At 63.8% G+C, this 13341-nt stretch carries 14 protein-coding genes; 9 read left to right on the forward strand and 5 right to left on the reverse strand.

Translation table 11 applies throughout. The features are described from left to right. The first annotated feature begins 5 nt into the window (after positions 1–5). On the forward strand, positions 6–1232 hold the full coding sequence (locus G7048_RS09750) for a magnesium transporter CorA family protein (RefSeq protein ID WP_166067941.1): 1227 nt from the start codon (positions 6–8) through the stop codon (positions 1230–1232). 18 nt (positions 1233–1250) lie between these two features. Here the strand turns inward: G7048_RS09750 and G7048_RS09755 are convergent, their stop codons facing one another. After that, complete coding sequence (locus G7048_RS09755) at positions 1251–1943, reverse strand: dienelactone hydrolase family protein (RefSeq protein WP_166067942.1); 693 nt, start codon at positions 1941–1943, stop codon at positions 1251–1253. A gap of 166 nt (positions 1944–2109) precedes the next feature. Here G7048_RS09755 and G7048_RS09760 point away from each other — a divergent pair, with 166 nt between their 5' ends. From G7048_RS09760 to G7048_RS09785, 6 genes are all read left to right on the forward strand, one after another. After that, positions 2110–2856, forward strand: coding sequence for an SDR family oxidoreductase (locus G7048_RS09760; RefSeq protein ID WP_166067943.1), 747 nt, complete (start codon positions 2110–2112; stop codon positions 2854–2856). Continuing rightward, positions 2856–3503, forward strand: a complete 648-nt coding sequence (locus G7048_RS09765; RefSeq protein WP_371747666.1) for a MarC family protein — start codon at positions 2856–2858, stop codon at positions 3501–3503. The genes G7048_RS09760 and G7048_RS09765 overlap by 1 nt, the downstream gene beginning before the upstream one ends. Before the next feature lie 11 nt (positions 3504–3514). Next, positions 3515–4219, forward strand: a complete 705-nt coding sequence (locus G7048_RS09770; RefSeq protein WP_166067944.1) for a winged helix-turn-helix domain-containing protein — start codon at positions 3515–3517, stop codon at positions 4217–4219. A 6-nt stretch (positions 4220–4225) separates the two neighbouring features. Further along, positions 4226–5665: a two-component system sensor histidine kinase CreC gene (gene creC / locus G7048_RS09775; protein WP_166067945.1), complete on the forward strand. Its 1440-nt coding sequence runs from the start codon at positions 4226–4228 to the stop codon at positions 5663–5665. Between the two features lie 93 nt (positions 5666–5758). Further along, a complete protein-coding gene (gene creD / locus G7048_RS09780; RefSeq protein ID WP_166067946.1) occupies positions 5759–7276 on the forward strand; it encodes a cell envelope integrity protein CreD in 1518 nt (505 codons plus the stop codon). Beyond that, positions 7273–7554 (forward strand): hypothetical protein, encoded by a 282-nt coding sequence (locus tag G7048_RS09785; RefSeq protein ID WP_240933228.1) that lies wholly within the window; start codon positions 7273–7275, stop codon positions 7552–7554. Before creD ends, G7048_RS09785 begins: the two co-directional genes overlap by 4 nt. 23 nt (positions 7555–7577) lie before the next feature. On the opposite strand, the gene G7048_RS09790 is transcribed toward G7048_RS09785, so the two are convergent. From G7048_RS09790 to G7048_RS09800, 3 genes are all read right to left on the reverse strand, one after another. Next, positions 7578–8111: a hemerythrin domain-containing protein gene (locus G7048_RS09790; protein WP_166067947.1), complete on the reverse strand. Its 534-nt coding sequence runs from the start codon at positions 8109–8111 to the stop codon at positions 7578–7580. A gap of 156 nt (positions 8112–8267) precedes the next feature. After that, positions 8268–9077: a type I methionyl aminopeptidase gene (gene map, locus G7048_RS09795; protein ID WP_166067948.1), complete on the reverse strand. Its 810-nt coding sequence runs from the start codon at positions 9075–9077 to the stop codon at positions 8268–8270. After that, complete coding sequence (locus tag G7048_RS09800) at positions 9074–9310, reverse strand: ParD-like family protein (protein ID WP_166067949.1); 237 nt, start codon at positions 9308–9310, stop codon at positions 9074–9076. The genes map and G7048_RS09800 overlap by 4 nt, the downstream gene beginning before the upstream one ends. Positions 9311–10039: 729 nt before the next feature. Between G7048_RS09800 and G7048_RS09805 the strand changes: the two genes are divergently transcribed. Then, a complete protein-coding gene (locus tag G7048_RS09805) occupies positions 10040–11296 on the forward strand; it encodes an ammonium transporter (protein WP_240933229.1) in 1257 nt (418 codons plus the stop codon). 19 nt (positions 11297–11315) lie between these two features. Then, the gene (locus tag G7048_RS09810; RefSeq protein ID WP_166067951.1) at positions 11316–11621 is read left to right on the forward strand and encodes a hypothetical protein; all 306 of its coding nucleotides are present in this window, start codon (positions 11316–11318) and stop codon (positions 11619–11621) included. Positions 11622–11628: 7 nt separating this feature from the next. On the opposite strand, the gene G7048_RS09815 is transcribed toward G7048_RS09810, so the two are convergent. After that, positions 11629–13314: a GMC family oxidoreductase gene (locus G7048_RS09815; protein WP_166067952.1), complete on the reverse strand. Its 1686-nt coding sequence runs from the start codon at positions 13312–13314 to the stop codon at positions 11629–11631. Positions 13315–13341 lie beyond the last annotated feature (27 nt).

Here is a 13341-nt window from a genome sequence, read left to right on the forward strand (position 1 = left end):
TACCGTTGGCCGAGCAAGTTATTCCCGCCCCATTTCGTGTCTTTCATGTGCAACCCGGTGCGCCGGCGCATGAGTTGTTCGAGTTGCCCAGCGCCGCGCCGGAGGCAGGCTTCTTCTGGGTGGCTTGCACGCGCACGTTTTTGAGCGAGCATCTGCAGCGCACGCAGTCCATGCTGCAGGCCGTCACTGGACAGCAGCTGGTGGACCTGCATGTCTCCGACCTGCTCAACGCGCAGCTTCCATCGCACTACGACTACACCTCGCAATACGATCTGCTGGTGTTTCGTCGTCTGTCGATGAGCGGGCGCGCGCCGACCAACGGCAACGACGCAGCCTCGACCACCGCATCGACAGTGGCCCCCGCATTCCGGCGCGTGCGCACCAGCGCCGTCGGCTTCGTGGTGTTCGACCAACTGCTGTTCTCCGTGCACCCCGACGACTGCAACGTGCGCGATGCCTACGCCGCACGCCTGTTGGCACTCAACACAGGCCAGACCACGCACGCGCTGGCCAACGCCGATGCCACCACTGCAGCCGCCGCCGACAGCACCCTCCCGCAGGAAACCGCACAGCGCGACCTGCGCGCGGGCCCGCTCACTGCCGCGCGCATGCCCACCAGCCCTGCGGACATCATGCTGCGCGTGGTGAATCTCATCGTCGACGGATACCTCGATCTGCGCCGCGAACTTTCGCGCCAGCTCGATCATTGGCAGGTCGAGTTGCTGCGCCCCAAAGCGCGCAGCATCAACTGGACCGCACTGCTCGAATCGCGCCTGGCGCTGCACCAGCTCGACGAAATCTGCGAAGACCAGCGCACCGCCATCCAGGACTGGATCGACGCGCTCGAAGGCTGGCCCACGCCGGACACCCCGAACGGCGTGCGCGAAATCGAACTGCTCAAGGTTCGCAGCCGCGACGTGCTCGAACACATCGAACGTGTGATCCACCACGTGCGCCGTCTGGAGCAAAGCGCCGAAACCGCCGTGCAGATGCATTTCTCGCTGCAAAGCAACCGCACCAACGACATCATGCGCACGCTCACGGCGCTGACCGCCGTGTTCCTGCCACTCAACCTGATCGCGGGCATCTTCGGCATGAACTTCGAGTTCACGCCGTTCGTGCACACCCCGGCCGGATTCTGGTGGGCACTCTCGGCCATGCTGATGATCGCGCTCGCACTGACGCTGATCTTCTGGCGCAAACGCTATCTGGCACGCACGGGTCAGAGTTGAGCGCCAGGCAACGCCCGCTCAGCCCAGGTGCTTGGCAAAAAACGCCTGCGTGCGCTCGTCCGCCAGTTGGGCCGCTGCCGCGTCGAACGAACCGCGCTGGTCGCAGTTGAAGCCATGATCCGCCGCGTAGAGGTACACCTGAATCTCGGGGTGCGCCTTCTCCAGCGCCTTCACGCTGTCCACGGAGATGTGCGCGTCCTTGTCGCCGAAGTGGGCCATCAGCGGCACCTTGGGCTGGCGGGCGATTTCGGCTTCGGTGGTCACACCGCCGCCGTAGTAAGGCACGGCGGCTGACAGGCCATTGAGCGAAGCAGCTGCACGCCAAGTCAACAGGCCGCCCCAGCAGAAGCCGAAGATGCCGACCTTCTTGCCGCCGGACTCCTTGGCCGCGAAGTCGATGGCCGCCTGGATGTCGGGCTGCACACCGGGCGCGGGCAGCGCTTCGGTCTGGGCCTTGAGTGCGACGCCGGCTTTCATGTCGTCGCCCGTGTATCCCAGTTCCACGTCCTTTTGCACGCGGCTGAAGTTGGCGGGTGCGACCACCAGATAGCCGCGCGCGGCCCAGCGGTCGGCCACCGAGCGGATGTGGGAGTTCACGCCGAAGATTTCCTGCAACACGACCAGCGCGCCACGCGGTGCGCCTTCGGGGCGGGCCACATAGGCGGGGAAGCTGAAGCCGTCGGCAGACGTGAGGGTGGTGAAAGCGCTCATGAACAAGGTCTCCTCGGAAGGGCTGAAACAAACCACAATCGGAGGTGCTGCGGATTGAGTCCATAAAACCACACACCGGACCTCGGCCGCATGCACCGGACGCGTCAACCTCACGGATTTGACGACAATCTTGCGAATTGATTATGGTCATGAACGGAGATTCCCTTTGAACAAGGTCGCACTCATCACTGGTGGCAGTCGAGGAATTGGCGCAGCCACCGCGCTGCTGGCCGCAAGCCAGGGCTGGTCGGTGGCGATCAACTATGTGCGCCACGCGCATGCGGCCGAGGCGCTGGCCCGCCAGATTCGCGACGCGGGCGGCAAGGCCATCACCATTCAGGCGGACGTGTCGGTCGAGGCCGACGTGATCACCATGTTCGAGACGCTCGACCATGAACTGGGCCGCCTCACCGCGCTGGTCAACAACGCGGGCGTGGTCGATCACGCATCGCGCGTCGATCAGATGATTGGCGACCGACTGCGCCGCATGTTCAGCATCAACGTGCTGGGCAGCTTCTACTGCGCGCGCGAGGCCGTGCGCCGCATGAGCACCAAGTATGGCGGCGAAGGCGGCAGCATCGTGAATGTGTCAAGCGCCGCATCGCGTCTGGGCTCGCCCGGCGAATATGTGGACTACGCAGCGTCCAAAGGCGCCATCGACGTGCTGACGATTGGCCTTGCCAAGGAAGTCGCGAGTGAAGGCATCCGCGTGAACGCCGTGCGCCCCGGCTTCATCGAGACCGAGATCCACGCCAGTGGCGGTCGTCCCAATCGCGTGAGCGATCTCACGCCCAGCGTGCCCATGGGGCGCGGCGGCACGGCCGAAGAAGTGGCCGAAAGCATCGTCTGGCTGATGTCCGACGCATCGCCGTTCACGACGATGTCGTTCCTCGAAATTTCCGGAGGCCGTTGATGGATCTGAAACCGCTCATCTCGCTGCTGGCCATCGTCAACCCGCTGGCCATCGTGCCGTTCTTCATCCACTACACGCAGGGTTTCAGCGACGAGCAAAAACGCCAGACGGTGCGCACCGCAGCCGTCAGCACATTTCTGGTGATCTCGGGTTGCGCGCTGCTCGGTCTGCAGGTGCTGGACTTCTTCAACATCTCGCTGGCGAGCTTCCAGGTGGGCGGCGGCATGCTGCTGCTGATCAGCGCCATCAACATGCTGAACGCCCGCCCCGCCGAAGACAAACCCAACAGCGAAACGCTGGAAGCCGGTGCCGAGAAGGCCGCCATGGGCAACAGCATCGCCGTCGTGCCGCTGACCATTCCGCTGCTCACCGGACCCGCCGCCATGTCCACGGTCGTGATCTATGCCAATCAGGCGCACACCATCTGGCAACACGTCGTGCTGCTCGGTTATGGTCTGGTGCTGGCGGTTGCCGTGTGGATCTGCTTCTCGCTGGCCGAACCGATTTCGCGCGTGCTGGGCAAGACCGGCATCAACGTGATGACGCGTTTGATGGGCCTGATTCTGGCCGCGCTGGCCGTCGAAGTCATGGCCGTTGGCCTGCAGAAACTGTTCCCGATTCTCACCACCCGCTACCCTCCGCTCTGACGCCTACCGACATGCCCGCCCGACTCCTGCTCGTCGAAGACGACCCCGCGATTGCGCGCACCGTGATCTACACGCTGGAGCGCGAAGGTCTGCAGGTCAACCACAGCCTGCTGCTGGGCGATGCGCGCTCGCTGCTCGCGGGCATGCGTTTTGATGCGTTGATTCTCGATGTCGGTCTGCCCGACGGCAACGGATTGGAACTGCTGCGCGAGTTGCGCCAACATGCGCAGCACCAGACCATGCCGGTGCTGGTGCTGAGCGCGCACGGCGAAGAAATCGACCGCGTGCTCGGCCTTGAACTCGGTGCCGATGACTATGTCGCCAAGCCGTTCAGTCCGCGTGAATTGGCGGCGCGCGTGAAGGGCTTGCTGCGGCGAGCCACGCCCGCTCCGGCAGCATCCGCCAATCCCACGAGCAACGGCAATCCATTCCATGACGACGTGACCGGCCAGCGCATGCATTTCAACGGCCAGCCGCTCGCGCTCACGCGGCGCGAATACCGTTTGCTGTCCACGCTGCTCGCAGGCGCGGGCCGCATCCATTCGCGCGACCATCTGCTCACCGCAGCATGGGGCGACGACAGCGAAAGCACCGACCGCACCATCGACACCCACATCAAGACACTGCGCGCCAAGCTGCGCGCGGTGGATGCCAGCCGCGAATACATCACCACCCATCGCGGCATGGGTTACTGCTTCGAGTTCTCCAAAGAGTAGTCCGCCATGCGCCTTGGCCTGCGATTGCTGTTCGCCTTCTTTCTGATCAACGGCATCGCGGCATTCTTCATCCTGCGCGTGTTCACCGCCGAGATCAAACCCAGCGTGCGCGAGGTGATGGAAGACATGATGGTGGACACCGCCAACATTTTGGCCGAGCTCGCCAGCGAAGAAGTCGCCAGCGGCCGCATGAGCCTGGCCAGCCTGCGCTCGCTGGACAGCACGTTCGCGCGCAGCGTCAAGCGCTATGCGACGCGGCCCGTGGATGCGAGCATCTGGGGCCTGTCCAAGCAGTCGCTCGACTACCGCATCTACGTGGTCGATGCGACCGGCCATGTGATCTTCGACAGCGAGGGCCGCGCCGAGGGCATGGACTACTCGCGCTGGCGCGACGTGGCACTCACGCTGCAGGGCAAGTACGGCGCGCGCGCATCGCGCGACGTGGCGGACGACGATTCCAGCGGAGTGATGTACGTGGCCGCACCAATTCTGGTGGGCAACAAGATCATCGGCGCCCTCACCGTCGCCAAACCCACGCGCACCGTGCAGCGCTTCATCGAACGCGCCGAGCGCAAGATTCTCAAGGGCGGCGTGCTGCTGCTGGCGCTGTCGGCGCTGGTCGGCATCGCGATCACGCTGTGGATCGTCTGGCATGTGCGCCGTCTGCGCGACTACGCCCTGAGCGTGCAGGCCCCCACCAACACATCGAGCGCCACGCCGCCCGTGCCCGAAGTGCCCGGAGAGCTGGGCGATCTCGCACGCGCCATGGACAACATGCGCGAGCGCCTTGAAGGCCGCGACTACATCGAAGGCTATGTGCGCGCGCTCACGCATGAACTCAAAAGCCCCGTCGCCGCGATTCGCGGTGCGGGCGAGCTGCTGCAGGACGATCTGCCACCCGAAGACCGCGCGCAATTCGCATCGCAAGTGGTCGAACAAAGCGAACGCCTGCAACGCCTGATCGACCGACTGCTCGAACTCAGCAAGCTGGAGCAGCGCCACCATGCGGACTCCGCCGCGCCGGTCTCGCTGCGCAGTTGCGCAGAGCGCGCTGTCTCCCAATGCAACGCGCGCGCAGGCCAGCGCGGCGTGCAACTCGTGCTGCAAGGCGAAGGCGCGAACGGCCCGTGGGAGGCCGACCTCGTCACGCTCGCCATCGGCAACCTGATCGACAACGCCATCGACTTCTCGCCCGAAGGCAGCACGGTGCGCATCGAACTGCAGGGCGCAAACGTCACCGTGAGCGATCAGGGCCCGGGCGTTCCCGAGTTCGCCTTGCCGCGTCTGGGCGAACGCTTTTTCACCACCGCCAGACCCGACGGCGCACGCAGCGGCTCGGGCCTCGGCCTCGCCATCGTGCGGCGCGTGCTCGATCTGCATGGCGGCGACTGGCATCTGAGCAATCTGCATCCGGGGTTCAGCATCCGCCTGCAATTCGGCTCGTAACCGCGACTTCACGCTCGCTTCACAAACTTCATTCGGTCATCACGACGAACCGAAAAACTGCGCTCCATGAAACACCATTCGTGGAGCAATACCTTGAGATTCCCCCTCCTCTCCAAACTGGCAGCGCTGCTGCTCGTCATCGTGCTGTTGCTGTTCGGTCTGTCGATGATCGAAGGCGTGGTCCGCGACCGGCAGTACTACCGCAGCGAAACCGAACGCAGCGTGGTGCAAAGCCTCGCGGGATCGCAGACGCTGGTCGGCCCGATCATCCACAGCTCCTGCGTCGAAAGCTGGGACGTGGTGAGCGGCAGCGGCAAGGACCGCACGGTGCGCGAGCAGCGCCGCGAATTCATGCTCACCGCCCTGCCCGAAAATCTCAAGGTGCGCACCGGCGCGGTGATGGAAGAGCGCGCACGCGGCCTGCACAAGGTGAACGCATACACGCTCAAGGCGCATGTGACCGCCGAGTGGCCAGGCTTGGCGCAACTGCAGCCACAGCGCTCGATGAAGGATTCGCGCATGCAATGCGGCGCGCCGATTCTGATGATGGGCGTCGGTGATGCGCGCGGCATCCGCACGGCGCAGATGGAGCTCGACGGCAAGAGCGTTGCGCTCAAGCCCGGCACCTTCCACCCGATCTACACACGCGGCCTGCACGCCTCGCTGCCCGACGCGATCCGCAGCGACAAGGAAACCGTGAACGTCTCGCTCGATCTGGAGTTGGTCGGCACGCAGAACGTGTCCTTCGTACCCATCGCCAGCAACAACGACGTGCAGATGCAAAGCGGCTGGCCACACCCTTCGTTTGCAGGCCGATTTCTTCCGTCGGAGCGGGATGTGAGCGATGAAGGCTTCACCGCCAACTGGCGCGTTTCGTCATTGGCAACCACCGCGCAACAGGACATTCGCCTGGGCCGCCGCGTATGCAGCGCAGGCGCCGATTCAGAAGACTACGCCAACGGCCGCGTCTACGAAGCTGCGGCGGCAGCAGCAGCCGTGGCGACTGCAGCATCGTCCGTCGAGGAAGTCGCAACCATCCAGACCCAGCCCGCCCCCGGCTGCGCGGACAGCTTCAGCGTGTCCTTCGTCGATCCGGTGAATCCGTACTCGCTCTCCGACCGCGCCATCAAATACGGCGTGCTGTTCATCGCGCTCACCTTCGTGGCCGTCGGCCTGTTCGAGCTGATGAAGAAGCTGCGCGTGCACCCGGTGCAATACCTGCTCGTCGGCGCTGCGCTGTGCAGTTTCTTCCTGCTGCTGGTGAGTCTTTCCGAGCACCTGTCGTTCGGCCTGTCGTACGCGATGGCATCAAGCGCCTGCGTGCTGCTGCTCGGCTACTACGCGAGCCACATTCTGGGCGGACTGAAGATGGGCATACCGTTCGGTCTCGGCATCGCGCTGCTCTACGGCATGCTGTATGTGCTGCTGCAGCTCGAACAGACCGCGCTGGTCGTCGGTGCAATCGCGCTGTTCGTGGTGCTGGGCGTGATCATGATTCTGACCCGCAAGGTGAACTGGTACGAGCTGACCGCTCGCAACCAAAACAACAACGGCAATGGCAATGGCAACGTGAAGCCTGCCGGTACACCAGTGGAAGGAGCCTCGGCATGATCACGTTGAGCAGCATGAACACCATGGCCAATCGACCCGAGTTCAGCGGCCCGTCGCTGTCGTTCGCCGAAGTGCAACGCGTGCAGCGTTATCACGACCGCCTGACCCGCGCGCTCGCCGCGCGTGACCAGCAGTCGCTCCGGCGGGCCAAGCAGCGCGTGCTGGCCGCCGCCTACACGCCAAGGCGACGCATCACATCGCCCGCGTTCCGCAATGCGCTCAAGCAACTGTCATGGCACATGGCGGCGATGCTGCTGACACGGGATCGCGCGCGATAGACAAGGAGAGCGAGGTCAGACACTCAATGCATGGCTGCGGCGGGCGCTTCTTCTTCCTCTTCGCGTACAACCTCTTCGTCGCCCTCTCCCGAAGAACACGCGCCACCGCAGCCATGAATGAGTTCGTCAGGCAGATTGTCCGGAGACGCCACCTCGCCGGTCAGCGGGTTGTAGCCCACGCGGCGCAGGTGCAGCGCAAGGGCCGCGTCCATGAGCTGCGTGTGCTGCACCACCCAGACCGCCAGCTCGCGCCCCATCTCGCGCAGCACGAACAGCTCGCCTTTTTCGGCCCGCACCAAGCCTTCGCGCATCACCTGCAGCACCACCTTGTGCTGCACGCTGTGGCAGTTGCCGGATGCGTATTTGGTCGCCTCCATCCAGCGGTCTTCCTGGCCGAAATGGTGCTCGGTGTGAACGATCAGATCCTGCCAGACAGCGATCAGCTCGATGTCTTCCGCCGCCTCCACGGCCTGCAGCAGTTCGACGAATTCCTTGTGCGTGTCGTCCATCATCGGCAGGTCCAGCGCCATCTCTTCGGACCATTGCAGAGTGCTCATTGCTTGTTGCTCCTTCTTTGGTTGGGCCTGAAGCAAACAGCGCGATGCGCAACGAATATGTTTCAGGTGTTGCCGAAGGTTAGAAGCGCAAGCATGCCAACACTTTGATGTACATCAGCGGCCAACAGCAGTGCCGCTTCCGAAGTGAGTAACAGCTCAAATCGCTGGGTAGTTACCCGTGCCGTCCGGCCATGGTGTGAGCACCTCGAAGCCGGTTTCCGTAACCGCCACCATGTGCTCCCACTGCGCGGAAAGCGACTTGTCGTTGGTGATCACCGTCCAGCCATCGCTGAGCTCGCGCGTTGCGGCCTTGCCCGCATTCAGCATGGGCTCAATCGTGAAGATCATGCCCGGCTCCAGCACCAGCCCCTGGCCTTGCACGCCGTAGTGCAGCACCTGCGGATCGTCGTGGTACACGGTGCCGATGCCGTGCCCGCAATACTCGCGTACCACACCAAAACGCTCGCGCTGCGCAATGCTCTGGATCGCAAAGCCGACGTCGCCCAACGTCGCACCAGGCTTGACCGCGCGGATGCCGGCCAGCAGCGCCTCGTAAGTCGTCTCGACCAGACGCTTGGCCTGATTGCTGGGCTGCCCCACGTAGTACATGCGGCTCGTGTCACCAATCCAGCCGCGCGGCGTGGTCACCGCCACGTCCACGTTGATGATGTCGCCATCTTTCAGCACTTCCGTCTCGGACGGAATGCCGTGGCACACGACGTGATTCACCGAAGTGCAGATGGTCTTCGGAAACCCGCCGTAGCCAATGTTCGTCGCCACGCACTGCAGCTCATTCACGATGTAGTCGTGGCAGAGCTTGTCCAGATGCTCGGTGGTCACGCCCGGCTGCACATGCGGCGTCAGCATCGCCAGCACCTTTGCCGCCAACCCACCCGCCTCGCGCGACAGCGCAATTTCATCCGCACCCCGAATCGGCACAGACCGCACTTTTCCGCGACGGCTCATGACTGCCCTCCCACGAGGCGCACCGGCACGGCAGCCACTTCGTCCTGCTCCGCCTTGCGGGCATGAGACAGCAACAGCGCGCAGATGCCCGTGTAGTTGAGGTGAGGATGAAGCTCCGCCAATTGACCGACACGCAGCCAATGTTCGGCCTGTGCGTTGATGGAGCGACTCATCGCGGAGCTGGACAGACGGATCTGATCATGCAGATCGTCGGAGATTTTTACGATTCCCATCCATGAATTATACGATTCATATACAAAACATATACCCAACGAGAGAACCCCCGACGAATTGCGGCCCTTGTGCTCAAGCGTTGATATTTCCGTCGCGATACTCGCGCCCCCGCTGCTGCATCGCAGAATGCAGCAGCGCCCTCCCCAGCTTTTGATCTGACTCGCGGCGGTTGCCCGAACGGAGCGCCTACGGCGCGAAGCTGAGTTCTGCCGCGTGCCCCCGAATTCCAGCGCGCTTTTGGTGACTTTTCGCGCGCCAGCGAAAAGTTACTCGCCCGCCGGGGCGAACTCCCGGCCAGCCGCATCCAAAAATCCCGCGCGCTCAAAAAATGAGCAAAAAAAAGCGCCGACTCAGCGGCGCTTTGTATGAAATCTGGCATCTATTGGGGATGCTCGGAATATTTTGAATATGTTGTTTGAGTTGTGGCGTCTCCTCGGTCCCCTCGCTGCGTGCCGAGGCCCGCGTTCGAGTAAGGAGAATGTAAACGTTGCACATTGATAGTGCATTGGTGATTTCCCCACCCTATTTTGGAGCGCAGGACTGCAGGCACTGCCCTTATTTGTGGCAGCGCCTCTCTGTAGTCATTGGCACGACTCGTGCATTTGCAGTAACGAATAGTAGTCATTGATACGCGGAGAGCTATGACGGAGCGCAAAAAATTTGGCGGGAAATGCGTGGCTTTGGGGAGTTTCGGGGCTTGTGTTTCGGGAATCTGGTCACCAGCAGCCATGGCTGCCACCATCAACCGGCCTTCCGTCACGGATCTGCAGAGCATCAGCGCCGTCGACACGGCATGGCTCATGACGGCGACGATTCTGGTGCTGCTCATGACGCTGCCCGGGATAGCGCTGTTTTACTCGGGCATGGTGCGGCGCAAGAACGTGCTCAACACCATGGCGAGCGTGATTGGGATTGCCGCCGTGGTGAGCCTGCTGTGGTTCGCGTTTGGCTATTCGCTGTCGTTCACGCCCGGAAACGGTTGGATCGGGTCGGATTCCCGGTTCTGGTTTGCGGGGCTGGATTTCGACTCCGTGCACCAAAAAGTGGCGGTCAGCCATCTGGCACCACATGTTCCCGAGGCCGCGTTTGCGATGTTTCAACTGGCTTTTGCCGTGATCACCGCGTCGTTGCTGGTGGGCGCGTGGGTGGAGCGCATGCGCTTCGGCTCGATGCTGGTGTTCGTGGGGCTGTGGAGTCTCATCGTCTATGCGCCGATCGCGCACTGGGTCTGGGAGCCGGGCGGTTGGCTGGCGAAGATGGGTGCGCTGGATTTTGCGGGCGGCACGGTCGTTCACATCAATGCCGGTCTGGCAGGACTGGTCTGCGCATGGATGCTCGGCCCGCGTCGCGGCTATGGGCGTGAGCCGCTGGAGCCCAGCAATCTGGGCTTCACCATGATCGGCGCGGCGCTGCTGTGGATTGGCTGGTTCGGCTTCAACGCGGGCTCGTCGCTGGCGGCCGATGGACGTGCCGCGCTGGCACTGTCGGTCACCCACATCGCGGCCTGCGCTGGAGCCATGGGTTGGGCGCTGGCCGAGTATCTCGTACGCAGCAAGGTCACGCTGCTGGGACTGTGCTCTGGGTTGGTCGCCGGGCTGGTGGCGATCACACCTGCAGCAGGTTTTGTCACGCCGCGCTCGGCGCTGATGATCGGCGCGATTGCAGGCGTAGCCTGCTACTGGGGCGCAACGAGCCTCAAGCGCATGCTGGGCGCGGACGACTCGCTCGACGTGTTTGGCGTGCACGGCGTAGGCGGCATCGTGGGCGCGTTGCTCACGGGCGTGTTTGCCGACCCGGACATCGGCGGCGTCACGGGAAGCGTCGTCACACAGGGCATCAGCGTGCTGGCGGTGGGCATCTTCACCGTGATCACAACGGCCATTCTGTTCTGGCTGGTGAATGCGCTGATCGGCCTGCGTGTGGACGAGGAATCCGAGCAGGTGGGTCTGGACATAGCACTGCACCGCGAGCGAATCAACATGTGAACGTGAAGGAGTACCCGATATGCCGGAAACTGACCTGCTGGCCATTGCTGCGCACTTGCACGTGCTGCTGCGCAGAAACACGGGCCGGGTGACGGACACCGAGTGGATGGCGGTGAACGTCGAATACGCGCAGGCCATCATCGCTTTCGCCCGCCAACATGTGGAGCGCAACCCCGCGCCGGATCTGCTGGAATGGGCGGGCAAGCTGGAGCAGGCCTGGCTGGATCAGCTTACCCGCGAGCAGCGCGTGCCACTGGTGCAGCGCGCGTCGGACATGCTGCGGCAGCGGGTGGAGGCGAAAAAGTACGTCGGGTCGCTGCGGTGATGCCAGTTCAGGGCGTGGAAATCACTCCCCCCTTGCGAATCCACTGCGCAGCCATCTCCGCCATCATCAGCGTCGGCGAGTTGGTATTGCCGCTGGTGATGGTGGGCATTGCGCCCGCGTCCACCACGCGCAGGCCTGCGATGCCGCGCACGCGCAGGTGGGAGTCGAGGACGGCCATGGGGTCGTCGGCGCGGCCCATGCGGGTGGTGCCTACGGGGTGGAAGATGGTGGTGGCGATGTCGCCCGCGAGCCGCGCCAGATCTTCATCGGTCTGGTACTGCGGGCCGGGTTTCCATTCCTCGGGCGAGTATGGGGCAAGTGCCGGTTGCGCGCAGATGCGGCGGGTCACGCGCAGGCTGTCGGCCGCGACCTTGCGGTCGGCGTCGGTCGAGAGGTAATTGGGCGCAATCGCCGGTGCGGTCTTGAAGTCGGCGTTCTTGATGGTGACCGAGCCGCGGCTGGTCGGGTTCAGGTTGCAGACGCTGGCGGTGAAGGCCGGGAAGCTGTGCAGCGGTTCGCCGAACGCATCGAGCGACAGCGGCTGCACGTGGTACTGGATGTTGGGGTGCTCGAACTCGGGACTGCTGCGCGTGAAGGCGCCGAGCTGCGAGGGGGCCATGCTCATCGGGCCGCTGCGCTTGAGCGCATATTCGAGCCCGATCTTCGCCTTGCCGACCAGGCTGCTGGCCAGCACGTTGAGCGTGGGCACGTTCTTGACCTTGTAGACCGCGCGGATCTGCAGGTGATCCTGCAGGTTGGAGCCGACGCCGGGCATGTCGCGCACCACGTCGATGCCGTGCTTTTGCAGCAGCGCAGCCGGGCCTATGCCCGAGAGCTGCAGCAGTTGCGGCGAGTTCACCGCGCCTGCGCTCAGAATCACTTCCTTGTTGGCCTTGACGGTCACCATTTCCTGGCCGGTCCACACCTGCACGCCGGTGCAGCGCTGCGTGCCGTCGGCCTGCGTTTCGACGATGAGCTTGGTGGCCTGTGCGTTGGTCCACATCTCGAAGTTCGGGCGGCCATAGCAGGTGGGGCGCAGAAAGGCTTTGGCCGTGTTCCAGCGCCAGCCGGATTTCTGGTTCACCTCGAAGTAGCCCACGCCTTCGTTCGTGCCGCGATTGAAGTCGTCGGTGGCGGGCACGCCGGCCTCGGTCGCGGCCTTGGCGAAAGCGTCGAGGATGTCCCAGCGCAGGCGTTGCTTTTCCACGCGCCATTCGCCCGAGCCGCCGGTTTTCTTGTTGCCGTGCAGTTGCTTGAAGGCCTCGCTGGCCTGCGCGGGGTCGTCCAGACGCCAGTGGTCTTCATGGCGGCGGAAGGCCGAGAGCACGCTGTCCCAGCGCCAGTCGTCGTCGCCGGTGACCTGCGCCCAGTGCTCGTAATCACGCGCCTGGCCGCGCATGTAGATCATGCCGTTGATGCTGGAGCAGCCACCCAGCGTCTTGCCGCGCGGATAGCGCAGCGTGCGTCCGTTCAGGCCCGGATCGGGCTCGGTGTTGTAGAGCCAGTCCGTGCGCGGGTTGCCGATGCAGTACAGATAGCCGACCGGGATGTGGATCCAGTGGTAGTCGTCGCGGCGACCGGCTTCGATGAGCAGCACGTGGTTGTACTTGTCGGCACTGAGCCGGTTGGAAAGCAGTGCCCCGGCCGTGCCGCCGCCGATGATGATGTAGTCGAATTCTGTGTTGTCGCTCATGGATGCCCGAATGCCTTCTTGCTGCCT

The sequence above is a fragment of the Diaphorobacter sp. HDW4B genome, assembly GCF_011305535.1.
Lineage (GTDB): Bacteria > Pseudomonadota > Gammaproteobacteria > Burkholderiales > Burkholderiaceae_C > Diaphorobacter_A.

Bases quoted from the DNA above. Each gene is read 5' to 3' on its own strand.
- G7048_RS09770 (WP_166067944.1), top strand. From the start codon at position 3,515: ATGCCCGCCCGACTCCTGCTCGTCGAAGACGACCCCGCGATTGCGCGC.
- G7048_RS09810 (WP_166067951.1), top strand. From the start codon at position 11,316: ATGCCGGAAACTGACCTGCTGGCCATTGCTGCGCACTTGCACGTGCTG.
- G7048_RS09815 (WP_166067952.1), bottom strand. From the start codon at position 13,314: ATGAGCGACAACACAGAATTCGACTACATCATCATCGGCGGCGGCACG.
- G7048_RS09785 (WP_240933228.1), top strand. From the start codon at position 7,273: ATGATCACGTTGAGCAGCATGAACACCATGGCCAATCGACCCGAGTTC.
- creC (WP_166067945.1), top strand. From the start codon at position 4,226: ATGCGCCTTGGCCTGCGATTGCTGTTCGCCTTCTTTCTGATCAACGGC.
- G7048_RS09755 (WP_166067942.1), bottom strand. From the start codon at position 1,943: ATGAGCGCTTTCACCACCCTCACGTCTGCCGACGGCTTCAGCTTCCCC.
- G7048_RS09765 (WP_371747666.1), top strand. From the start codon at position 2,856: ATGGATCTGAAACCGCTCATCTCGCTGCTGGCCATCGTCAACCCGCTG.
- map (WP_166067948.1), bottom strand. From the start codon at position 9,077: ATGAGCCGTCGCGGAAAAGTGCGGTCTGTGCCGATTCGGGGTGCGGAT.
- G7048_RS09805 (WP_240933229.1), top strand. From the start codon at position 10,040: ATGGCTGCCACCATCAACCGGCCTTCCGTCACGGATCTGCAGAGCATC.
- G7048_RS09800 (WP_166067949.1), bottom strand. From the start codon at position 9,310: ATGGGAATCGTAAAAATCTCCGACGATCTGCATGATCAGATCCGTCTG.
- G7048_RS09790 (WP_166067947.1), bottom strand. From the start codon at position 8,111: ATGAGCACTCTGCAATGGTCCGAAGAGATGGCGCTGGACCTGCCGATG.